General features: G+C 68.5%; 20 protein-coding genes. 12 read left to right on the forward strand and 8 right to left on the reverse strand.

Annotated elements, in window-relative coordinates; translation table 11 throughout:
* Positions 1–71 precede the first annotated feature (71 nt).
* The 3 genes from NLI01S_RS21765 to NLI01S_RS21775 are packed head-to-tail and all read right to left on the reverse strand — an operon-like array spanning position 72 to position 2,880.
* Positions 72–719, reverse strand: a complete 648-nt coding sequence (locus NLI01S_RS21765; RefSeq protein WP_067607647.1) for a LutC/YkgG family protein — start codon at positions 717–719, stop codon at positions 72–74.
* Entirely contained in the window at positions 716–2,143 is a 1,428-nt protein-coding gene (locus tag NLI01S_RS21770) for a lactate utilization protein B (protein ID WP_067607650.1), read from the reverse strand. Before NLI01S_RS21770 ends, NLI01S_RS21765 begins: the two co-directional genes overlap by 4 nt.
* Positions 2,140–2,880, reverse strand: a complete 741-nt coding sequence (locus tag NLI01S_RS21775; protein WP_067607654.1) for a (Fe-S)-binding protein — start codon at positions 2,878–2,880, stop codon at positions 2,140–2,142. Before NLI01S_RS21775 ends, NLI01S_RS21770 begins: the two co-directional genes overlap by 4 nt.
* A gap of 198 nt (positions 2,881–3,078) precedes the next feature.
* On the opposite strand from NLI01S_RS21775, the gene NLI01S_RS21780 reads away from it, so the two are divergent.
* Positions 3,079–3,825, forward strand: coding sequence for a FadR/GntR family transcriptional regulator (locus NLI01S_RS21780; RefSeq protein ID WP_223809332.1), 747 nt, complete (start codon positions 3,079–3,081; stop codon positions 3,823–3,825).
* A gap of 34 nt (positions 3,826–3,859) precedes the next feature.
* Here NLI01S_RS21780 and NLI01S_RS21785 read toward each other — a convergent pair whose 3' ends face one another.
* Positions 3,860–4,183, reverse strand: a complete 324-nt coding sequence (locus NLI01S_RS21785) for a hypothetical protein (RefSeq protein ID WP_067607660.1) — start codon at positions 4,181–4,183, stop codon at positions 3,860–3,862.
* A gap of 164 nt (positions 4,184–4,347) precedes the next feature.
* Here NLI01S_RS21785 and NLI01S_RS21790 point away from each other — a divergent pair, with 164 nt between their 5' ends.
* The 6 genes from NLI01S_RS21790 to NLI01S_RS21815 all read left to right on the forward strand — a co-directional run bounded on the left by NLI01S_RS21790 (position 4,348) and on the right by NLI01S_RS21815 (position 13,228).
* Positions 4,348–5,217, forward strand: coding sequence for an ion transporter (locus NLI01S_RS21790; protein ID WP_067607663.1), 870 nt, complete (start codon positions 4,348–4,350; stop codon positions 5,215–5,217).
* A 150-nt stretch (positions 5,218–5,367) separates the two neighbouring features.
* Positions 5,368–7,056, forward strand: coding sequence for a glucose-6-phosphate isomerase (gene pgi / locus NLI01S_RS21795; protein WP_067607666.1), 1,689 nt, complete (start codon positions 5,368–5,370; stop codon positions 7,054–7,056).
* Positions 7,057–7,266: 210 nt separating this feature from the next.
* A complete protein-coding gene (locus NLI01S_RS21800) occupies positions 7,267–8,292 on the forward strand; it encodes an ABC transporter permease (RefSeq protein WP_067607669.1) in 1,026 nt (341 codons plus the stop codon).
* A gap of 93 nt (positions 8,293–8,385) precedes the next feature.
* Positions 8,386–10,200 (forward strand): ABC transporter substrate-binding protein, encoded by a 1,815-nt coding sequence (locus tag NLI01S_RS21805; protein WP_067607672.1) that lies wholly within the window; start codon positions 8,386–8,388, stop codon positions 10,198–10,200.
* Positions 10,201–10,393: 193 nt separating this feature from the next.
* On the forward strand, positions 10,394–11,407 hold the full coding sequence (locus tag NLI01S_RS21810) for an ABC transporter permease (RefSeq protein WP_067607675.1): 1,014 nt from the start codon (positions 10,394–10,396) through the stop codon (positions 11,405–11,407).
* Positions 11,408–11,422: 15 nt separating this feature from the next.
* Entirely contained in the window at positions 11,423–13,228 is a 1,806-nt protein-coding gene (locus NLI01S_RS21815) for an ABC transporter ATP-binding protein (RefSeq protein ID WP_067607678.1), read from the forward strand.
* Between the two features lie 42 nt (positions 13,229–13,270).
* Here the strand turns inward: NLI01S_RS21815 and NLI01S_RS21820 are convergent, their stop codons facing one another.
* On the reverse strand, positions 13,271–13,903 hold the full coding sequence (locus NLI01S_RS21820; RefSeq protein WP_067607681.1) for a TetR/AcrR family transcriptional regulator: 633 nt from the start codon (positions 13,901–13,903) through the stop codon (positions 13,271–13,273).
* Positions 13,904–14,059: 156 nt separating this feature from the next.
* Here NLI01S_RS21820 and NLI01S_RS21825 point away from each other — a divergent pair, with 156 nt between their 5' ends.
* The 4 genes from NLI01S_RS21825 to NLI01S_RS21840 all read left to right on the forward strand — a co-directional run bounded on the left by NLI01S_RS21825 (position 14,060) and on the right by NLI01S_RS21840 (position 16,141).
* On the forward strand, positions 14,060–14,446 hold the full coding sequence (locus tag NLI01S_RS21825; RefSeq protein ID WP_067607684.1) for a hypothetical protein: 387 nt from the start codon (positions 14,060–14,062) through the stop codon (positions 14,444–14,446).
* Positions 14,447–14,597: 151 nt separating this feature from the next.
* Positions 14,598–14,960 carry a GntR family transcriptional regulator gene (locus NLI01S_RS21830; RefSeq protein ID WP_067607687.1) on the forward strand — a complete coding sequence of 121 codons (363 nt, stop codon included), beginning with the start codon at positions 14,598–14,600 and terminating at the stop codon, positions 14,958–14,960.
* 210 nt (positions 14,961–15,170) lie between these two features.
* Positions 15,171–15,653, forward strand: coding sequence for a hypothetical protein (locus NLI01S_RS21835; RefSeq protein ID WP_067607690.1), 483 nt, complete (start codon positions 15,171–15,173; stop codon positions 15,651–15,653).
* 71 nt (positions 15,654–15,724) lie between these two features.
* Positions 15,725–16,141 (forward strand): hypothetical protein, encoded by a 417-nt coding sequence (locus NLI01S_RS21840; RefSeq protein ID WP_067607692.1) that lies wholly within the window; start codon positions 15,725–15,727, stop codon positions 16,139–16,141.
* 73 nt (positions 16,142–16,214) lie between these two features.
* On the opposite strand, the gene NLI01S_RS21845 is transcribed toward NLI01S_RS21840, so the two are convergent.
* The 3 genes from NLI01S_RS21845 to NLI01S_RS21855 form a co-directional block, all read right to left on the reverse strand.
* Positions 16,215–16,568, reverse strand: coding sequence for a hypothetical protein (locus NLI01S_RS21845; RefSeq protein ID WP_190318551.1), 354 nt, complete (start codon positions 16,566–16,568; stop codon positions 16,215–16,217).
* Positions 16,569–16,742: 174 nt separating this feature from the next.
* Positions 16,743–18,137, reverse strand: a complete 1,395-nt coding sequence (locus tag NLI01S_RS21850; RefSeq protein ID WP_067607699.1) for an RNA polymerase sigma factor — start codon at positions 18,135–18,137, stop codon at positions 16,743–16,745.
* Between the two features lie 608 nt (positions 18,138–18,745).
* Positions 18,746–19,993: an AMP-binding protein gene (locus NLI01S_RS21855; protein ID WP_067607702.1), complete on the reverse strand. Its 1,248-nt coding sequence runs from the start codon at positions 19,991–19,993 to the stop codon at positions 18,746–18,748.
* Between the two features lie 186 nt (positions 19,994–20,179).
* Between NLI01S_RS21855 and NLI01S_RS21860 the strand changes: the two genes are divergently transcribed.
* Entirely contained in the window at positions 20,180–21,196 is a 1,017-nt protein-coding gene (locus tag NLI01S_RS21860; protein ID WP_371850629.1) for an o-succinylbenzoate synthase, read from the forward strand.
* The last annotated feature ends 112 nt before the right edge of the window (positions 21,197–21,308 follow it).

A 21,308-nucleotide genomic window follows, 5' to 3' on the forward strand; every position in this document is an offset into this window, starting at 1 on the left:
GGCGTGCCGCACCCACCGAGGTGAGGCACGCCCTACCTCGACCGTTCTCACCTGTGACGATCAGGTCGCTCTCAGATCCGGGTCTCCACCAAGAACACCTCCAGGGTGCGCGGGCCGTGCACACCTTCCACCCGGTTGAGCTCGATGTCGCTGGTGGCCGAGGGCCCACTGATCCAGGTGAGGGGCCGTACCGGATCCAACCGACGTACCCCTTCCGGGACCCCGTCGACGACCTGGTCGGACCGGACCACGCACAAGTGGTAGTCGGGGACCAAGGTCAGAGCCCGGCGGCCCTGGTCGGGGCCCGCGTCCAGGACGATGGTGCCCGTCTCGGCGATGGCGACCGCGCAACCGGTGACCACCCCGTCGGTGGCGTCCAGGTCCGCCGACGACAACGGGACGTCGGCCCCGTCCCCCACACGCTCCACCGAGGATCCGGCCAGCCACGCCGGTGGCAATCCCGGTGGGGCCACCACACGAGCCGCGCCGCGCCGTTCCAGCGCAGCCGCGATCCGAACCGGAAGTTCCTCCTCCGATACCCGCTCCACCAACGCCTTGTAGTCCAACAAACGGTCCACCAGTACCTCCAAGGTGTCCCCCTCGAAGTGGGCGTCGGCGTAGGAGCGGCTCGGGCGACGCTCCACCGGCTCGTCTGCGGGCACGTCGGCCAACGCCGCGCGAACCCGTGCCAGTACACGTTCACGGGAGCCGCTCATCATCGGCCCTCCTCTCGTTCGTGCCACCATGAGCGGAAGGAGCCCTTGGGAATATCGGGGACGTCCCGGGTGTCGGTCCACTTGCCCGCGAGCCCCGGCAGGTGCTCGGGCACCGCGCCGCGCACCACACCGGCCGCGCGCTGGACCGCGTCCAACGCCATCGAGGAACCGAACACCGCCTCGGCGCCCGCCATCATGGCCTTCTCACCCAAGGGCGCATCGGTGGACGTCACCTGTTCGCGCAGATGTACCAGCACCTCGGGGATGTCGATGGCCACCGGGCACACGTCGTAGCAGGCCCCGCACAGCGTCGACGCGTACGGCAGCGCACGGTCCACCTCCGAGGACATTCCGCGCAGCTGTGGGCCGAGGATCGCACCGATCGGCCCCGGGTAGACCGAACCGTAGGCGTGCCCGCCGGTGCGTTCGTAGACCGGGCAGATGTTCAGGCACGCCGAGCACCGGATACAACGCAGCGCCTGGCGCCCCACGGTGTCGGCGAGCACGTCGGTGCGACCGTTGTCCAACAGCACCAGGTGGAAGTCCTGTGGCCCGTCTCCGGGTGTCACCCCGGTCCAGGACGAGGTGTAGGGATTCATCCGCTCACCGGTGGAGGAACGCGGCAACAACTGCATGAACACCTCGAGGTCGGACCAGGTGGGCACGATCTTCTCGATGCCCACCACCGAGATGAGCGTCTCCGGCATGGTCAAACACATGCGCCCGTTGCCCTCCGACTCCAAGACCACGAGCGTGCCGGTGTCGGCCACCGCGAAGTTGGCGCCCGACACCGCCACCTTCGCGCGCAGGAACAACTCCCGCAGGTGGACCCGGGCGGCCTCGGCCAGAGCCCGCGGATCGTCGGTCAGGCCCTCCGGAGCGGGGACGCCCCACTCGGCCATCTTGTCCAGGAAGATCTCTCGGATCTGCGCGCGACCCAGGTGGATGGCCGGCACCAGGATGTGGGAGGGCAGGTCCTCGCCCAACTGCACGATCAGCTCGGCCAGGTCGGTCTCGTAGGCGGTGATGCCCGCCGCCTCCAGGGCGTTGTTGAGCTCGATCTCCTGGGTGGCCATCGACTTGACCTTGACCACCTCGGACTCACCGGTCCGTTCCACCAGGCGGGTGACGATCGCGTTCGCCTCGGTGGCATCGGCCGCCCAGTGAACGGTGCCGCCCGCGTGTTGGACCGACTCCTCCAACTTCTCCAGGTAGTGGTCCAAGTGGCGCAGGGTGTGGGTCTTGACCGCCTCGCCCTCTGCACGCAGGTGCTGCCAGTCGTCGCCCAGTTCATCGATGACGGTGTCGCGTTTGCCGCGGATCGTGTGCGTGGCCTTGTGCAGGTTGTGCCGGGCGCGTGAATCCGCCACGGCGCTGCGGGCCGCTTCGGGGAAGGGCGGCATGCCCAGGAACGTCGCACTGCTCATAGGGTCGCGTACTCCTTCTCCGTGCTCGCCAGGATCTCCGCGATGTGCGCGATCCGCATGCCCGACCGCTGCCGCGACAGTGTTCCGCCGATGTGCATCAGACATGAGTTGTCCACCGCGCACAGCACCTCGGCGCCGGTCTCCACAGCGTGGCGTGCCTTGTCGAATCCCATCGCGGCGGACACGTCGTCGTTCTTGACCGCGAAGGTGCCGCCGAACCCGCAGCACTCGGTGGCCCCGGGCAGTTCCAACAGCTCGAGACCGCGCACCGCGCGCAGTAGTCGGTAGGGCCGGTCGCCCAGACCCAGGAAACGCAACCCGTGACAGGTGGGGTGGTAGACCACCTTGCGCGGGTAGTACGCGCCCACGTCGGTCACCTGGAGCACGTCCACGAGGAACTCGGTGAGGTCGTACACGCGAGGTCCCAGGTCGGCCATCCTCCGGGACAGCCGGCTGCCGGTGCGGCCCAGCTTCGGGTAGTGCTTCCGCACCATGGCCGCGCACGAGGCGGACGGGACCACGACGGCGTCGGCCCCATCGAAGGTCTGGACGAAGCGCACCGCGAGGCGGGCCGCGGGCCTTCGGTAGCCGGTGTTGTAGTGCATCTGGCCGCAGCATGTCTGCCCGGAGGGGAAGACCACTTCGTGACCCAGCCGCTCCAACAGCCGTACGACCGCGCGGCCGGTATCGGGGAAGAGCGTGTCGTTGACGCAGGTGATGAACAAAGCGATCCGCATGTGCCTCCTTCGTGCCCCATCGGTCCCACTCGATGATGATGCGGGGCTCGACGCCGAGGGGGCGCTCGACGCGCCGCGTGAACGGAACGCCGAGTGGTCCGACCACTGTGCAGCAACTTGGTGCCGTGGGCAAGAGGGTCAATGCGCTGATCGGGTAGGATGCCCGCGTGTTCAAAGCGACAAGGGCAGGGGAGAGGCGTGATTGAGGGAGTTCGCACGCCGGTCGCGCAGCGGACGGTCGAGCAGATCAAGGCGATGATCTCAACTGGAGAGGTAGGACCTCAGCAGCGTTTGCCCACGGAGCGCGACCTCTCGGCGCGCTTCGGCGTCTCCCGTGGCTCGGTGCGCGAGGCCATCCGCATCCTCACCACCCTCGGCGTCCTGGAGGTCCGCCATGGCGCGGGCGTGTACGTCACCGCCCTGCGCCCCGACGACCTCCTGGAGGCCTTCGGTGTCCTCTCGGAGGTATCCCCCGACCCCACCCTGCTGGAGGTATTGCAGGTACGGCGGATGATCGAACCCGCCGCCACCGCCATCGCCGCCGCCCGCGCCACAGAGGAGGACCTGAACCGCATCGGCGAGATGCTGGACCGATTGGAGGACATCGACCGCTCCGCCGAACCGGGCGATTCCGGCGCCTTCGACCTCGGCTTCCACCGCAGGATCGTGGCGTGCGCCGGCAACGCCACCCTGACGGCCGTGCACGCCGGGCTCTCCTCGCCGACCCTCAACGAACGGGTCTGGGCCGGCCACGACGCCGAAGGCATCGCCCGGGACCTGCACGAGGACCACCGGCGCATCCTGGAGGCCCTTCGCGATCGCGACCCCGAGGCCGCGCGGGCGACGGCGACCGCCCACGTCCTGCGGGTGGAACGTTGGCTGCGTTCCCACCTGCGCTCCGTGGGTCCCTCGCTCGATGCGAACCCGAGCGCTGAGGGCCCCTGAGGCCGGACCCCGGGAAGGGACGTCGAGCGAGCGCTCACCCCTCCAGGCGGCGTTCCACGCGTTCGGCGTACCGCTCGGCGCGCAACAGGCTGGACGTCTCCTCGCGGCTCCGAGTCGACGGGTTCTCGCCCTCGGTCCCGGTGGTCTCATCCGGAACCTCCCGACACGTCTCCGCGTCTATACCGAGCACCTCGTGGTCATCGATCTCCTCGATGCGGTAGTCGTTCGGGTGCTCCTCCAAGTACTCCGCCACGGCGATGTCCTGGCCAGGGGCTTCCACGTCCATCTCGGCGTCGACGCCGTCGATGTCCTCGTCGTCCCCGCCGGGTCCTCCGGTCGTGTTCGCGGATTCCGTCACAGGCGGCCCCCTCGCCTCGGTTTCCTATGTCGATCACGCCCGTTCCCGCCGGTGGGCACCAGTGGGCCGCGTATCGAGGGCGATGAGGAGGAACCGGGGCACGGTGCGCGGCGGTAGCATTTTTCGTTGCCTGTCCGACATGAAGAGACGGAGTTCCCCTCCTAGTGACCGTACGCGAACGGGTCCGATCCCTGGTCGACGCATTCTGGTTCCAGGCCGGAGTCATCACCCTCATCATGATCAACGCCGTCATCCTCGGCTTCGAGACGTCCAAACCGGTGATGGAGGCACACGGTGACCTGCTCACCGGTATCGACAAGGTGATCCTGACCCTGTTCGTCGTCGAGTTGACCTTGCGGATCTTCGCCTACCGCAAGGACTTCCTGCGCGACGCCTGGGGCTGGTTCGACGTGATCATCGTCGGTATCGCGCTGATGCCGGCCACCGGACCGTTCTCGGTACTGCGGGTGCTCCGGGTCCTGCGGGTCCTGCGGTTGTTGTCGGTGATACCGACCCTGCGACACGTGGTGGCGGGCCTCTTCCGCGCCCTGCCGGGCATGGTCTCCATCATGGTGCTGGTGGCGCTGTTGCTCTACGTGTCGGCGGTGATGGCCACCAAACTCTTCGGTGACGACACCCCCCACTACTTCGGTGACCTGTGGACGTCCCTGTTCACCCTCTTCCAGATCTTCACCGCGGACGGCTGGGGGAACATCGCCAAGGAGGTCATGAAGGCCCAACCCCTGGCGTGGGTCTTCTTCGTGGTCTTCGTGCTGGTGTCCACGCTCATCGCGCTCAATCTGTTCATCGCCGTCGCGGTGGAGGCGCTCGACAAGGCGGGACACGAGGAACGTGACGCCGGTGGTGGGGGCGGCGAGTCGGGCCAGGGAGCGAAGGGGCCCGACGGCGGCCCCCAAAACGGACCCGATGAGGGGCAACGCCAGATCCTCGCCGAACTGCGGTCCCTGCGCGAGGAGGTCGCCCGGCTGCGCGAGCCGCGCAACGACCAGAGCGGTGACCGCAGCCCCGTTTGACCTTCTCCACCCGCTCCACCCGCAAGGTCCACGGCGTCGACCCCTTTCATGGGAAGGTGGGGGCACAGCCACCGATTCCCGGGCGCGGCGCGTGGGCCGGGCGACCGTGGACCCGCGCCCCCCGGAGCATGGACGACGAGGAGTCACCGGATGTCTGCCAGCACACCCCTGCCGTCGACCGAGGGCACCGGCGATCACGCCGGTACTCCGCTGGACCACAGGGACGAGTGGGTCCGCCTGCGTGAGCACCGCGCCGGGTTGGGCGATACCCATCTGCGCGGGCTCTTCGCCGACGACCCGAAGCGGGCCGAGCGTTACGGCCTCGACGTGGGTTCGTTGCACGTCGACTACTCCAAGAACCTCGTCACCGACCAGACCATGGGGCTGCTGACCGACCTGGCCGCCGCCACCGGGGTGGCCGGGCTGCGCGACGCCATGCTGCGTGGTGAACACATCAACGTCACCGAGGACCGTGCCGTCCTGCACACCGCTCTGCGCGCACCTCGAGGACGGGTCGTCCGAGCCGACGGCCAGGACGTGGTCCCCGAGGTGCACGAGGTCCTGGACAAGATGGCGGGCTTCGCCGAGAAGGTGCGCTCGCGTGCCTGGCTCGGGCACACCGGAAGGCCGGTGACCCGCGTGGTCAACATCGGTATCGGCGGTTCCGACCTGGGCCCGGCCATGGCCTACGAGGCGCTTCGCCCCTACACAGACCGCGGCCTGGAGTTCCGGTTCGTCTCCAACGTGGACGGCTCCGACCTGAACGAGGCACTCATCGACGCCGACCCCGAGCACACCCTGTTCGTGGTGGCCTCCAAGACCTTCACCACCATCGAGACCATCACCAACGCCACCGTCGCCCGTGAATGGTTGCTCGAAGGACTCGGCGCCGGCGACGACGCGATCGCCCGTCACTTCGTGGCCGTGTCCACCAACGCCGAAGAAGTCGCGAAGTTCGGCATCGACACCGCCAACATGTTCGAGTTCTGGGACTGGGTGGGTGGCCGTTACTCCTACGACTCCGCCATCGGTCTGTCCCTCATGGTGGCGATCGGACCGGAGTCCTTCCGGGAAATGCTCGCCGGGTTCCACCTCATGGACACCCACTTCGCCACCGCACCGGTCGAACGCAACCTGCCGTTCCTGCTCGGGCTCCTCGGCGTTTGGTATGGCGGCTTCTTCGACGCCCAGTCGCACGCCGTGCTGCCCTACAGCCACCATATGGCGCGTTTCCCCGCCTACCTGCAACAGCTCGACATGGAGTCGAACGGTAAGTCGGTCCAACGCGACGGGCGACCCGTCGCCTGGCAGACCGGTCCGGTGGTGTGGGGCACCCCCGGCACCAACGGTCAGCACGCCTACTTCCAGCTGCTGCACCAGGGCACCCGTTTCGTTCCGGCGGACCTGATCGGTTTCGCCCGACCGGCCCTCGACCTGGCCGAGGCGCTGGTGCCCCAGCACGACCTGCTGATGGCCAACCTGTTCGCGCAGGGGCAGGCCTTGGCCTTCGGCCGCACCGAGGAGGAGGTCGCCGCCGAGGGGGTGAGCCCCGAACTGGTGCCGCATCGTTCCTTCTCCGGTAACCGGCCCACCACCACGATCCTCGCCGAACGACTCGACCCCTCCACCCTGGGCCAGCTCGTGGCCCTCTACGAGCACAAGGTGTTCGTGCAGGGCGCGGTGTGGAACATCAACTCCTTCGACCAGTGGGGGGTCCAACTCGGCAAGGTGCTGGCCAAGAAGGTGGAGCCCGCCCTTACCGAGGGCGCCGAAGTGCCCGGTCTGGACGCCTCGACCGAAGCACTGGTTCGTCGCTACCGCGACCTGCGCGGCCGCTGACGGCCTGACGGCCTGACGGCCTGACGGCCTGACGGCCGAACGGTCGAACCACCGAACACGCGAATCGCTCACGACGGCTCGGGCCGGGCATTTCCGAAAGGGGATGCCCGGCCCGTTCGTCTTCGGCGCGGACACTGGAATCCCTCACGGCCACTGGTGCACACTCCGTGTGGTGATTCAGTCACTAATAGAGATCGGGGGCGGGGATACATGACCACACCGATGGACGTGCCGGAGTCGTCCCAACACGCCGCCCCGGAAGCCGTCGCGGCGGGTGCCGAGGGTGCCGCCGGCAGGTCCCTACGTCAGATCGCCTGGCGACGCTTCCGCAGGGACAAGGTCGGTATGACCGGCGGCGTCATCGTCATCCTGCTCATCCTCATCGCGTTGTTCGCGCCGTTGCTCACCGCCTGGTTCGGTCACCCGCCCAACCAGTTCGACCAGGAGCTCGTCGACCCGCTCACCGGCGGTGTGCTGCGCGACCCCGACGACACCGCCCAAGGACTCGACCCCTGGGGAGGCATCAGCGCCGAACACCTTCTGGGGGTCGAACCCGTCAACGGGCGCGACCTGTTCAGTCGCATCGTCTACGGTGCGCGGACCTCACTGCTGGTCGCCACCGTCGCCACCGTGGTGTGCGTGGTCATCGGGACCGTCCTGGGCATCCTCGCCGGCTACTTCGGTGGTTGGGTCGACACCGTCATCAGCCGCACCATGGACATCTTCCTCGCCTTCCCGCTGCTGCTGTTCGCCATCGCCCTGGTCGGTGTCATCCCCGACGGGGCCTTCGGCCTGGAGGGCAACTACCTGCGCATCGGTGTCCTGGTGTTCATCATCGGGTTCTTCAACTGGCCCTACATCGGCCGCATCGTGCGCGGACAGACCCTCACCCTCAAGGAGCGTGAGTTCGTGGAGGCCTCCCGCAGCCTGGGGTCCGGCAACGCCCACATCGTCTTCCGCGAGATCCTGCCCAACCTCATCACCCCGATCCTCGTCTACTCCACCCTGCTGATCCCCACCAACATCCTCTTCGAAGCGGCCCTGAGCTTCCTGGGAGTGGGCATCAACCCGCCCATGGCGACCTGGGGCGGCATGCTGGAGAACGCGCTGCGCTTCTACACCACGTCACCGCACTTCGTGATCGTTCCGGGTCTGGCCATCTTCATCACCGTTCTGGCATTCAATCTCTTCGGCGACGGGCTGCGCGACGCCTTCGACCCGCGTTCCTCCGACTGAACGATCTCGTCTATGGTCATCACGGTCGGTATCCGTCCACTCACAGGGACGTGCTCCGCACGCCATCACCACCGAATCCCACCAGGAGGCAAGGTGACCACCCATCACTTCACGCGACAGGGACCGCCCCGACGGTCCGGCGTGCTCCGACGAATCATGGCGCCCGCCGCGGCCGGCACCGCTCTGGCCCTGGCTCTGTCCGCCTGTGGCGGTGCGGGCGGAGGAGGCGGGGCGGGACAGTCCGACGCCGAGTTCAACGAGGGTGAGACCGCCGTCGTCAACCCGTCCGACGAGACCGGCGGAACCCTGCGCTACGCCATCTCCGCCGACTTCGACTCACCGGACCCGGGCAACACCTACTACGCGTTCGTCTGGAACTTCTCCCGCTACTACGCCCGCACCCTGCTGACCTACACCGAGGCCCCCGGTGAACAGGGCGTGGAGCTACAGCCCGACCTCGCCGAGGAGATGCCCGAGGGCAACGAGGACTCCACGGAGTGGACGGTCCGCCTCAAGGAGGGCCTGCGCTTCGAGGACGGCTCGGAGATCACCGCCCAGGACGTCAAATACGCCATCGCGCGCGGCAACTTCGGCGACCAGGCACTTCCCAACGGTCCCAAGTACTTCCAGGAACTGCTCGCCGACAGCGACGACTACGAAGGCCCCTACGCCAACGAGGACGACCCGCTCGAAGGATTCGACGGAATCGAGACCCCGGACGACCACACCCTGATCTTCCACTTGAACACGAGCTTCTCGGAGTTCCCGTACGTGCTCATCCAGCCGCAGACCGCGCCGGTGCCCGCCGACGCCGACCGTGGTGAGCAGTACCAGAGCAACGTGGTCTCCTCCGGGCCGTACAAGTTCGACGGAGAGTACCGGCCCGGCGTGTCCCTGAACCTGGTGCGCAACGAGGAGTGGGACTCCGAGACCGATCCGATTCGCAAGGCTCTGCCCGACCGGGTCGAGGTGCAGTTGGGCGTCGATCAGAACGAGATCGATCAGCGTCTGGTCAATGGCGAACTCGACGTCGACCTGGCCGGCACCGGCGTGGGCCCGGCCATGAAGGGCACCTTGATCACCGACGAGGCCGAGCGTCACAACATCGACAACCCGCAGACCAGCACCCTGCGCTATGTCAACGTCAACACCGTCATCGAACCCCTGAACGACCCCGCCTGCCGCGAAGCCATCATGTACGCGGCCGACCGGGACGCCCTGCAGCGCGCCTGGGGCGGCGACACCGGCGGTGACATCGCGACCCAGATCATGCCCACGTCCTTGCCCGGGGCGGACCCGAGTATCGACCTGTACCCGTCCGAGGACAACAAGGGCGACCTGGAGATGGCACAGGAGAAGTTGGAGGAGTGCGGGCAGCCCGACGGGTTCTCCACCTCCATCGGTGCCCGCGCGGACCGTCCCACCGACGTGAGCACCGCCGAGGCGCTCCAGCAGGCGTTGGCCCGCGTGAACATCGAGACGGAGATCAAGCAGTATCCCTCCGACACCTTCACCAACACCCAGGCGGGTTCCCCGGACTTCGTGCACGACAACGACCTGGGGCTGACCGTCTACGGGTGGGCTCCGGACTGGGCCAGCGGCTACGGCTTCATGAGCAAGATCCTGGACGGTGACGCCATCCAGGAAGCGGGTAACTCCAACATCGCCGAGTTGGACGACGACCAGATCAACGAGTGGTTCGACGAGGTCGTCTCCGAGGAGGACCCCGACGCCAGGGCCTCGATCTACACCCGGATCGACGAGCGGGCCATGGAGCAGGCCGCGATCCTGCCTGCGGTGTTCGAACGTACGGTGCTGTACCGGCCGGCCAACCTGACCAACGTGTACTACCACCCGGGCTACAGCATGTACGACTACATGAGTCTGGGCACCGACAACACCGACTGACCGGTGTGAGAGGTCCGAGGGCGGCGACCTCCTGGAGGGGCGCCGCCCTCGGCATGTCGGGCACCCGCGCACACGCCGATCACTAGCCGTGATCGACTGATTTCCATGGGTTAGTGTTTGGCTTCGGGGTGGAGTCATCATCACCCCGGGCCAGGGCCCCGGGCTCGGGTTCCGACGATAGAAAGCACGCGCCATGCTGACCTACATCCTGCGCCGGTTGGGCGCCGGGCTGCTGCTCTTGGCCGTGGTCACCATGGTCACCTTCGCCATCTTCTACGTGGTGCCGCGATGGGCGGGTCGCACCACCGAACAACTCGCCACCATGTACGTGGGTCGGGCTCCCACCCCGGAGGCCATCCAGGCCACCATCGAACGGCTTGGGTTGGACCAACCGATCGCCGTACAGTTCGGCGAGTTCGTCCGCGGGATCTTCTTCGGAGCCCAGTACCGATTCGGCGGCGAGACCATCGAGTGTGCCGCCCCCTGCTTCGGCTACTCCTTCCAGACCTACCAGGAGGTCTTCCCCGAGGTCCTGGCCCGGCTCCCGGTGACCGGGTCGTTGGCCCTGGGCGCCGGCGTCATCTGGCTGGTCGGCGGGATCGCGGTGGGTGTGATCTCCGCGGTGTGGAAGGGCAGCCTCTTCGACCGACTGGCGATGGCGGTGGCCCTGGCCGGGGTGTCCCTGCCGATCTTCTTCACCGGTCTGCTCGCTCTGGCCTTCCTCGTGCACTCTTGGGGCCTGTTCGGGACCCCCGGATACGTTCCCTTCACCCAGGACCCGTTCGGTTGGGTCCAAGGGTTGCTGCTGCCCTGGCTGACGCTCGCGTTCCTGCACGCGGCCATGTACGCCCGCCAGACCCGCGCGGGCATGCTGGAGGCCCTCAGCGAGGACTACATCCGCACGGCCCGGGCCAAGGGACTGAGCGAGAGCAAGGTGGTGCTCAAGCACGCCCTGCGTCCCACCCTGACCCCCATCGTCACCATCTTCGGTCTCGACCTGGGGTTGGTCCTGGGCGGCGCGGTCCTGACCGAACAGGTCTTCTCACTCAACGGCATCGGTCGGTACGCCGTACAGGCCATCACCCAGAGCGACCTTCCGGTGATCCTCGGTGTGACCTTGTTCGGCGCGTTCTTCATCGTCATCTGCAACCTGATCGTGGACCTGGTGTACCCGCTGATCGACCCGCGTGTGCGCGTCCACGGCTGAAGAGAGGCGTCCTACATGAGTGAATCCGATCCCGCCGCCACGGTCGTGCGCGTCGACGACCTGCGGGTGACGTTCCCGACGATGGACGGTGAGGTCCGCGCGGTGGACGGACTGTCCTTCGAGGTCCCGGCCGGAGGCGGGCTGGGCATCGTGGGGGAGTCGGGGTCCGGCAAGAGCGTGACCTCCCTGGCCCTGATGGGTCTGCACCGGGGCACCCGCGCCGAGATCACCGGCGGGATCGAGGTGGTGGGCAACGACGTGGTGGCCGCCTCCGACAAGCGACTCCGTCGGATGCGCGGCAACGACATCGCGATGGTCTTCCAGGACCCGATGCAATCGCTGCACCCGCAGTACACCATCGGCAACCAGCTCATCGAGGCGTTGCGGGTGCACCGATCACAGGTGTCGCGCTCGAAGGCACGCGAGCGGGCGATCGAGTCGCTGGAGCGCGTCGGCATCCCCGAACCGGCCAAACGGATCAACTCCTACCCGCACGAGTTCTCCGGCGGTATGCGTCAACGCGTCCTCATCGCCATGGGGTTGATGTGCGACCCCAAGGTGCTGCTGGCCGACGAACCCACCACCGCGCTGGACGTGACCGTCCAGGCCCAGATCCTGGACCTGCTCGACGAGCTGCGCCGTGACCTGGACATGGGCCTCATCCTCGTCTCGCACGATCTGGCCGTCGTGGCCGGTTCGGTGGACGAGGTCGTGGTGATGCGCCATGGCCGGGCGGTGGAACGCGGCGACGTGCGCCACGTGCTGTCCGAACCCGAACATCCCTACACTCAGGCGCTGCTGGACGCGGTGCCGCGTGTGGAGGTCTCCCGGGCCCAGCGCCGCGCCCGGGACCGTGCGGACCGCAAGGAGCGGAAAAACGGGGAAAAGCAGTCCCGGACCGCGCGGGAGGAGGTCGAGGGGCCGCCCAAGGGGGCAACCGCTTTCCCGGCTTTTTCCTCGGCCGCCGAGGGCGCGGGGAAGGGCGAGCCGCTGCTTCGGGTGAGCGACCTCTCGCAGAGCTTCAAGGTCCGCGGGGGACTGTGGGGCCGCTCCAGCGACTTCTGGGCGGTCAAGGGAGTCAGCTTCGAGCTACGGTGGGGCGAGACGCTCGGCATCGTGGGTGAGTCCGGCTCGGGCAAGAGCACGGTCTCGCGCATGATCATGCGTCTGTTGGAGCCCACTGCGGGAACCGTGGAGTTCCAGGGACGCGACATCACCCATCTGCCGGAGCGGCGCATGCGCCCGCTTCGCAAGCAGATCCAGATGGTGTTCCAGAACCCGTACTCCTCGCTGAACCCGCGCTTGACCATCGGGGAGAGCATCGGCACCGCGCTGAGGGTGCAGGGCGAGCGCGATGGCAAGAAGATCCGCGGTCAGGTACAGGACCTGTTGGAGCGGGTGGGCCTGGAGCCCAACCACTACAACCGGTTCCCGCACGCGTTCTCCGGTGGTCAGCGTCAGCGCATCGCCATCGCCCGCGCGCTGATCCTCAAGCCCAAGCTGATCATCTGCGACGAGCCGGTCTCGGCGCTGGACGTGTCCACGCAGGACCAGGTGCTGCGGCTGCTCTCGGAGTTGCAGGACGACTTCGGCCTGACCTACATCTTCGTGGCCCACGACCTGGCGGTCGTGCGTCAGGTCAGTGACCGCGTCGCGGTCATGCGCAAGGGCGAGGTCGTGGAGATGGGCGACAGCGACGCGGTCTACGAGAACCCGCGGAGCGACTACACCCAGCAGTTGCTCACCGCCGCCCCGGTCCTGGACCCGGACGAGGCCCGCCGTCTACGCGCCGAACGCGTGCGACAGCGCGCCGCCGGCTGAACGGTGACGGGGCCCGCGGGGCCGGGGCGCGAGGCGGACGGTCTAGGAAGCACCGAGCCCTCGCAGAAGCGCCCGTAGGCCGAAGAGGAAGCGGGCCAAGGCCTCGACCTCGCCGGGGGAGTCCTCGCGTCCCTCATATCGCACCTGGTGTCCCACGGAACCCAGGCAGTACGAAAGGAGGGAGTCACGCCCCCGGGCCACGTCGTCTCCGGACAACCCGGCCTCCTCCAGGGCCGCGTCCAACATGGCGACGGTGCGCTGCTCCGCCAGGGTCAACGGTGCACGGTGCATCAGCAGCGACATCGCGCCCGAGTAGGTCAGGAGCCGGGTGCGGTAGGACTCGGCCCACGCCGTGATCCGGCGGTCCCATGGCAGATTCTCGACTCGGTCCGGGTCCTCCTCGGCGATCCCGGCGGCGGGCAGCTCCTCTTCCTCGGGCCCTTGGCCCTCGGTCAGACCGCTCACCACCCGAGCGGTGGTGACATAGGCGGCGATGGCGTTGAACAGCTGTTCCTTGCCCCTGGGAAAGTGATGGTAGATCGCCATGGCCTCCACCTCCAGGGCGTCGCCCAGCCGGCGCATGGACAGGCCGCCCAGGCCACGTCCGGCGATGATGTGCAAGGCCTCCACGATGATGAGCTCGCGGCTGAGCCCTGCGTTGTTCCTACTGACCACGGGTTCCTCCGGGGGCTCGAGGGGATCTACTGAGTAAGGTGACAGGTCGGGTCGGCGAACGCCCGTACCGACCCGCATCCCGGGTCGCAGGATGATCCTCGTCACCTCTAGAGTTGCGACGAGACCGCCGATGTTACGCCCGATGGAGAGCGCAAGATGCGAGTTCCCAAGCAGGACAGGACCCAGGCGCGCGAGAGGCTCGCTCGCGACCAGGAGTTGGCCGACCGACTGCCCGAGCTTCTCAAGAGCGTGTCCGAGACCGAGGACGCCTTGGACTCGGCCCGTCAGCACAACGCTCCCGTGGGGGAGCTTCGTGACCGCGGGTTGGCCCTGGACACCGCGCTCACCGACGCCATGCGCGCGGCCTACGCGCACGAACGCGTCCTCGTCGGCCCCAAGGGGTACGTCGACCGCATCCAGCGTCGCAAGCGCATGGCCCGTCCCGGGGTCAAGCGGGCCACGCGGATCGCGGAGCGTCTGCTCACCGAACGCGAGGCCCACCGCCTGCACGGCATCCAGCGGGTGCCGCGCCGCGTGGTCTGATCGACGCCCCGCACGGGCCCCTCGCCCCGATCGTGGACGCGGGGCCCGTGTGGTCGCTCCGAGTGGTCGATCGGTGGGCGATAGGTTGGGTGGCGTGCCCGGTCGAGACCGGGTCAGGAGCAGGCGATCCAGGTAGGGAGCGAAAAGGGACATGGCGGATTTCATCCGCATTGATCCGGCGTCGAAGGTACCGCCCTACGAACAGATCAGGGCCTTGGTCGCGATCGCGGCCGCCAATGGCGAACTTCCGGTCGGATACCGGTTGCCGACGGTTCGGGCCCTGGCCGGAGAACTCGCGGTCGCCGTCAACACCGTCGCCCGCGCCTACCGCGAGCTGGAGCAGGCCGGAGTGGTGGAGACCCGCGGGCGTTCGGGCACCTTCGTGGCGGCGGCAGGCGACGACCAACGCGCCGAAGCGCTCGCCGCGGCACGGGTGTACGCCGAAGTCATCACCAGGGTGGGTCTGGACCACGATGAGGCCATCGAGATCCTGCGGGCGGCCCTGGACGGCTGAGAGACCTCAATGGCGGACGAAGCCGGCTTCCGTGGAGCCCCCGAGGGACACGACGCACGCCGAGCATCCGTGGTTCCACCGCGTAGCGGTGATGACCATAACTGGACGAAAGTGCTCACATCCCTCTTGAACTGCGAAGACAGAGGCTAGTCTCGTAGTGACGCCGTTCCCCTGACGGCGTCGGTAAGAACAATCCCCCAAGGAGGCCCCATGAACAGGAGATCCGGCGGAGGACGGTCATCGGGAGGTCGCTCCGGTGGCGGTCGTTCGGGTGGAGGTCGCTCCGGTGGTGGCCGCTCGGGTGGTGGCCGCTCCTCCGGCGGCTTCAGCGGGCGCCGGGCGGGTGGTTCCTCCCGTTCCGGTGGCGGCTTCAGCTCGCGTACCGGCCGCTCGGCCGGTGGTGGAGCCGCGCGCTCCGGTGGCGGCTTCAACTCCCGTAGCGGTCGCTCGGCTCGACCGGCGCGTACCCCCAGGGCCGCCAGACCCTCACGAACGACCCGGTCCAACCCCACCTACGTGGTCGCGCCGTCCTCCGGGTATCGGCGCCGCTGGTATGGCGGAAACCGGCACTACTACGACGACGGCCACGGTTACGCTCCGCGTCGCCGAGGCGGCGGCATAGCCTCCGCGATCGGCTGCCTGGCGTTCGCCGTGGTGGTGTTGGCAGTGGTCATCGTCTTCGCCGTCCTGTGACCCGCACGGTCCCCGCTCGGCCGTCGGATCCTTCCCCCACCGCACATCACGAGTAGGAACGAGCAGCACCCGTGTCGCACCCCCGAACCAACCTCCGTGTTCTGTCCCTGGTCGCAGGCGCCCTGGTCCTGCCGTTGGCGCTGAGCGCCTGTTCGGGTGATCGGGCCGAGATCGACGCGGCCTGCGCCGACATCCAGGCCAATATCTCCGCGGTCGACATGGCCGCGTCCAGCATCGAGCAGGACATCCTCGTCGACGGGGTGCCCTACCAAGACCAGCACGCCGACGAACTGGTCGCCCACCTGGACGACGTCGAACGTCTGGAGAAGGCCGCCCGTGGCGACCAACGCGACGACGCGACCGAGCGGGCCGACGCCGTCGACGCCATTCTGGCGGAGCTGGACAACGGGGACGAGGCCGGACTGGCGGACGCCCTGGACTGGACCGCGGAGACGCACGACATGATCCTGCGGGCCTGCGGCTTCTAGGAGTGGAACAGAGCGGGGCGGGGACCATGCCGGTCCCCGCCCCGCCCTCGCTCACCCGATACCGCCCGGCCCTTCAGCGACGCAGGCCCGCCACCGCGACCAGGTAGAAGCCGATCAGCCCCAGCCACACCATGAGGATGGAGCCGGCACCACCGGCCACCGCGGCGGCGATGGCCGTGATCGGGATGCTGATGCCCAGGCACACCAGGGCCAGGACCATCCGCACGGTGTTGGGGGCCACGCCCTTCCGGGTCTCTTGCGCGCCCACCTGGCGGGCGACATGGTGTGCGACGCGCTCCTCGATGGCGTCGTCGACCCGCTCCACCAGGGAAGCGGAGATCGCGTCGTCGTATTCGGGCCCCAGCTCGCGACTCGCGCGTAAGGCGGCGGCGATCTCGTCCTTGTTCCCCCGGGGATGGTTCGTCATGTTCGCCATCGTCCCACCGCGCGCGGGGCCGTGTTAAGACGAGAGGTCGATTCCAGGGGGATCTCGGGGTTCTCCCCGAGACCGAGACCATGATCGGCGCGCCGCGCAAGGCCCCACACACACGGACGGGGCCGTCCTCCGAAACGGAGGACGGCCCCGTGTCCGTCGCGGTCCCTAGCTGGCGAAGTCCAACAGCTGCTGGGCCCGGCTCGGGTGGCGCAGCTTGGCCAGAGACTGCTTCTCCAGCTGCCGGATGCGCTCGCGGGTCAGTCCCAGGTGCTTGCCGATCTCGTCCAGCGTGCGCGGTCGTCCGTCCATCAGCCCGAACCGCAGCGACATGATGGTCGCCTCACGCGGCTCCAGGTCGGACAGGGCGTTGCGCAGCTGGTCGGCCATGAGCTGGCGGTCGACCACCTCGGAGGCCTCCGAGGCGTCCACGTCCTCGATCAGGTCACCGATGCGGGTCTCGCCGTCCTCACCGATGGTCGAGTCGAGGCTGATGGGCTGTCGGGTGACCCGCAGCAGTTCCTCGATCTGGGTCGGGGTCTTGTCGAGCTCGTGCCCCAGTTCCTCGGGAGTGGGTTCGCGGCCCAGTGCCTGGTGCATGTCGCGCTCCAGCCGGCTCACCTTGCTGAGGAGCTCCAAGACGTGCACGGGCAGGCGGATGGTGCGCGCGGAGTCGGCGAACCCGCGCTGGATGGCCTGGCGAATCCACCACATGGCGTAGGTGGAGAACTTGAAGCCCTTGGTGTAGTCGAACTTCTCCACCGCGCGGATGAGGCCGAGGTTGCCCTCCTGGACCACGTCCAGCAGCGACATCCCCCGGTCACTGTACTTCTTGGCCACCGACACGACCAGACGCAGGTTGGCCTCGAGCATGTGGGACTTGGCCTTGCGGCCGTCCTCTGCCACCCACTCGAGTTCCTCGCGCTCGACGTCGGCCCTGGTGAAGGACTCGTCGATCTCGCCGTGCTGACCGAGCCGGTACTCGGCGTAGAGTCCGGCCTCGACACGCTTGGCCAGATCCACCTCCTGCTCGGCGGTGAGCAGCTGCCGCCGCCCGATCGCCTTCAGGTAGGTGTGGACCGAGTCGCCCATCGCGGGTGACTGGTCGTCGAGGTCGGCCTCACCGGTCTCCGGGTCGATGGAGGCCTGAGAGGTCTCGTTCTTCTTGGTGCGGCGCGTGGTGCGGGTCTTCCTTCGCGTGGAGGGACCCTTTCGCGCCGCGACCTTGGGTGCCTCGTCGGTGTCGGGCACCGTCGCGATGAGAGTGTTTTCCAGCACGTCGTCCTCGGCGTCAGGTTCGGCCACCTTCACGGACTCCTCGCCCCCGTCGGCGAGCCGGACCCCGTGGTCGGTGAGTTCACGCAGGATGGAGCGGCCGTCACTGGAGGTGACTCCGGCCGCGGAGAAAGCGGTACGTAGTTCGGAGAGGGACAGGTGTCCCTGAGCACGGCCCTGGGCGATCAGGTCGGTCAGGGCCGCGCCGGCCTCGGGGGCCGGTTTCGGAGCTGCGCCATCGGGGGCCTGGGCCGATTGGCCGGAGGCTGCTAGGGCGGTGCTCGTCATCGGGGCACATCCCTCCCTTCCAAGACGTGTGGCACGTGGCGGAGGATCACCGCCGACTGGACGCGCCAATATGTCCAACGTGTCGGCGAGTCAAATGTTCCCTGTCTCGATTGGATATCGAGGATGGTGGCATAGATCACCGGTTCGTGAGTGGCGGTGGGCGGGCGGGTGCGGGTATTGAAGACGCCGCCATGTCGGCCTTCGGGGACCCCGATGCGGGACCCTCCCGACATGAGGGAGGCCGCGCGAACGCGTGTGGACGAGCCGATGGCTACCGCCAACTGCGGACCTCCTACGGAACGGGGGCCGAAGATCTCGGATACTCGGATAGACGCCGGAGAGCTTTGGGAAGTTCCCCACCTTTTCGGTTCCGATCGGGATCGAGCGTGGTCGAAAGGGCGGGAACACCGCGTGCACTCCCGGAACGACCCGGGTCGGCGGGTGATCGAGGTGCCGGGGACGGCGCCCGCCGCGGCCAGGGTCCCATGGGTTCGGGTACTACCGGTAACGCCGCTGAGCACGGGCCGAATTCCCGTAGGCTCTGGCGCGATGTCGACCGGGACGGAAAACCTCGGTCGGGAGGACCCGGTCAGGTCGGGAGAACCCGGTCAGGAGGTGGGGCGGCGCAACGCCACCAGGTCCGGTTTGCCGGAGGCGAGCATCGGTAGCTTCGCGCGCACGTCCAACTCCCGAGGCGCGGCGTAGGCCGGTAGCCGCTCGCGCACGTGGGAGCGCAGTTGGTCCAGCAGGGGAGGGTCTGCGGGGTCGACCGGGACCACGACCGCGCACACCCGTTCGCCCCATTCGGGGTCGGGGCGGCCCACCACCACCGACTCGGCGACCTTCGGGTACTCGCTCAGGATGGTGTTGACCTGCCCGGGAACCACCTTGTGCCCGCCGGTGTTGATCACCTCGTCCACGCGGCCCAGCACCTGGAGTCGACCGTCGGGACCGAGCCGCCCCAGGTCGTTGGTGCGCAGTCGTCGTCCGGTGCCGTCGTCGGCCAGGACGCCTGGGTCCACCACCGTCTCCGGGGGCATGCGGTAGTCGGTCAACAGGATCGGACCACCCAGCAGGATGCGTCCGGGGGCGCCGTCCTCCTCCGCGTCGACGCGTACCCGGACCCCGTCCAAGGGGACACCGTCGTAGACGCACCCGCCGCAGGTCTCGCTCATGCCGTAGGTGGTGATCACGCGCCCTCCCGCGGTACGAGCGCGCTCCAACAGGTCGGGTTCGGCCGCCGCGCCGCCGAGCAGGATGGTGCCGAACAGCGACAGATCGACGCCTGCCGCGAGGAGCCGACGCAGTTGGGTGGGGACCAGGGAGACGTGGGGGCGCAGCCTCTCGGCCGCTTCGAGGACACCGTCCACGTCGAAGGGGGCGTGTACGGCGCGGGTCCCGGTGACGTAGGCGCGCGTCATCACCTGCACCCCGGAGATGTGTCCGGCAGGCAACACGCACAGCCAGGTATCACCGGGGGCTGCGCCGATCCGGGCCACCGAGGCGCGGGCCGACGTCCACAGCGCGGTCGCGGACAGCTCCACCCCCTTGGGAGCGCCGGTGGAACCCGAGGTGGTGATGACCAGCGCCGCGTCCGGGCCCACCGCAACACCGTCGTCGAGGGGGAGGACCCCCTCCGGTGTGCGCAGCGACGAGGGGCGCATGGAGGCGAGGAGTTCGGTGGCACGAGTGTCGGGGGTGCCGTCGGGGATGGGCAGCAGGGCCGGCCCCGTGCCGTCCAAGGCCTCGACGAGCATCGCCTCCAAACGCTCGGGGGACAGACCGCGTACGGCCTGGAGGGGACGTCCGTCCTGCGTGCGAGGGGACGGGGACCGATGTTCTTCGACTGCTGCCACGGTGCCCCAGAGTAGTCCGGGTGATGGGGCGGTCCGGCTCGTCGGAGCGTCGGAGTCGGGTCCGTGCCCGTCTTCCTCGGCCCGCCTGGCAGAATGCGAAAGGTCGACCTGCGGACGCCGGGGCCTGCGGACCCTTCCGGCCCGGGTGTTCGCCAGGGATTTCCATGTGAGGGAGAAGTAATAGCGGTGAGCTGTGTGATCGATGGGGACGGGACGGCCGGCCAGGCGGCGGAGTCCGTTCGGGGGCGGGCCTTCGCGATCGGTCTGCGCAATCGTTTCCGCGGTATCACCGTGCGAGAGGGGCTGCTCGTGCACGGGCCCGCCGGATGGGGCGAGTTCTCGCCCTTCGCCGAGTACGGGCCGCGCGAGGCCTCCCGTTGGTGGGCGGCCTGCCGTGAGGCCTCCCACCAGGGTTGGCCCGAACCCGTACGCGACCGGGTCCCGGTCAACGTCACCGTGCCCGCCGTGGACCCCGAACGCGCCGCGGCGATCGTGACCGCGGGAGGGTGCTCCACCGCCAAGGTGAAGGTCGCCGAGAAGGGCCAGGACCCGAGCGAGGACATCGCCCGGGTGGAGGCGGTGCGTTCGGCCATCGGCCCCTCCGGCCGGGTGCGGATCGATGCCAACGGCGCCTGGGGCGTGGACACCGCCGTGCGGATGGTCCGCGAACTGGACCGCTTCGACCTGGAGTACGTCGAACAGCCATGCGCCTCCCTGGAGGAACTGGGTGCGGTCCGCCGCAGGGTGGACGTGCCGGTGGCGGCCGACGAGTCCATCCGCCGTGCCGAGGACCCGCTTCGGGTGCGCGCCGCCGAGGCCGCCGACATCGTTGTGCTCAAGGTTCAACCCCTGGGCGGGGTACGGGCCGCGCTGCGGGTGGCCGAGGCCTGTGGCCTGCCGGTCGTGGTCTCCAGCGCCGTGGAGAGTTCGGTGGGGTTGGCAGCGGGCGTGGCCTTGGCCGCCGCCCTGCCCGAACTGCCCTACGCCTGCGGGCTGGCGACCATGCAGATGCTGACCGCCGACGTCACCACCGAACCCCTCCTGCCGGTCGACGGCTTTTTGCCGGTCCGGCCGGTCACGGTGGACGAGGAAGCGCTTTCCCGGGTAGAGGTCGACGCCTCGGCCTGGCGGGAACGTGCCCGGAACGCGGCCGAGGCGGAAACACCCCGAGAATCCGGAGAACGCGATTCGCCCCCGTTTTGACCTGTGCTTACCATCGACGCGCCGGGCGTGGCCGGCCGGATGGGCACGAGATCACAGCCGGGTTCGGTCGCAGGGAGCGCTCGAACGGGGTTCACTGGAAGCGGCCCCGGCG

It is taken from the genome of Nocardiopsis listeri NBRC 13360 (assembly GCF_001570765.1).
GTDB classification, from domain to species: domain Bacteria; phylum Actinomycetota; class Actinomycetes; order Streptosporangiales; family Streptosporangiaceae; genus Nocardiopsis; species Nocardiopsis listeri.

Bases quoted from the DNA above. Each gene is read 5' to 3' on its own strand.
- NLI01S_RS21765 (WP_067607647.1), bottom strand. From the start codon at position 719: ATGATGAGCGGCTCCCGTGAACGTGTACTGGCACGGGTTCGCGCGGCG.
- NLI01S_RS21770 (WP_067607650.1), bottom strand. From the start codon at position 2,143: ATGAGCAGTGCGACGTTCCTGGGCATGCCGCCCTTCCCCGAAGCGGCC.
- NLI01S_RS21775 (WP_067607654.1), bottom strand. From the start codon at position 2,880: ATGCGGATCGCTTTGTTCATCACCTGCGTCAACGACACGCTCTTCCCC.
- pgi (WP_067607666.1), top strand. From the start codon at position 5,368: ATGTCTGCCAGCACACCCCTGCCGTCGACCGAGGGCACCGGCGATCAC.
- NLI01S_RS21800 (WP_067607669.1), top strand. From the start codon at position 7,267: ATGACCACACCGATGGACGTGCCGGAGTCGTCCCAACACGCCGCCCCG.
- NLI01S_RS21810 (WP_067607675.1), top strand. From the start codon at position 10,394: ATGCTGACCTACATCCTGCGCCGGTTGGGCGCCGGGCTGCTGCTCTTG.
- NLI01S_RS21815 (WP_067607678.1), top strand. From the start codon at position 11,423: ATGAGTGAATCCGATCCCGCCGCCACGGTCGTGCGCGTCGACGACCTG.
- NLI01S_RS21825 (WP_067607684.1), top strand. From the start codon at position 14,060: ATGCGAGTTCCCAAGCAGGACAGGACCCAGGCGCGCGAGAGGCTCGCT.
- NLI01S_RS21830 (WP_067607687.1), top strand. From the start codon at position 14,598: ATGGCGGATTTCATCCGCATTGATCCGGCGTCGAAGGTACCGCCCTAC.
- NLI01S_RS21835 (WP_067607690.1), top strand. From the start codon at position 15,171: ATGAACAGGAGATCCGGCGGAGGACGGTCATCGGGAGGTCGCTCCGGT.
- NLI01S_RS21845 (WP_190318551.1), bottom strand. From the start codon at position 16,568: ATGACGAACCATCCCCGGGGGAACAAGGACGAGATCGCCGCCGCCTTA.
- NLI01S_RS21850 (WP_067607699.1), bottom strand. From the start codon at position 18,137: ATGACGAGCACCGCCCTAGCAGCCTCCGGCCAATCGGCCCAGGCCCCC.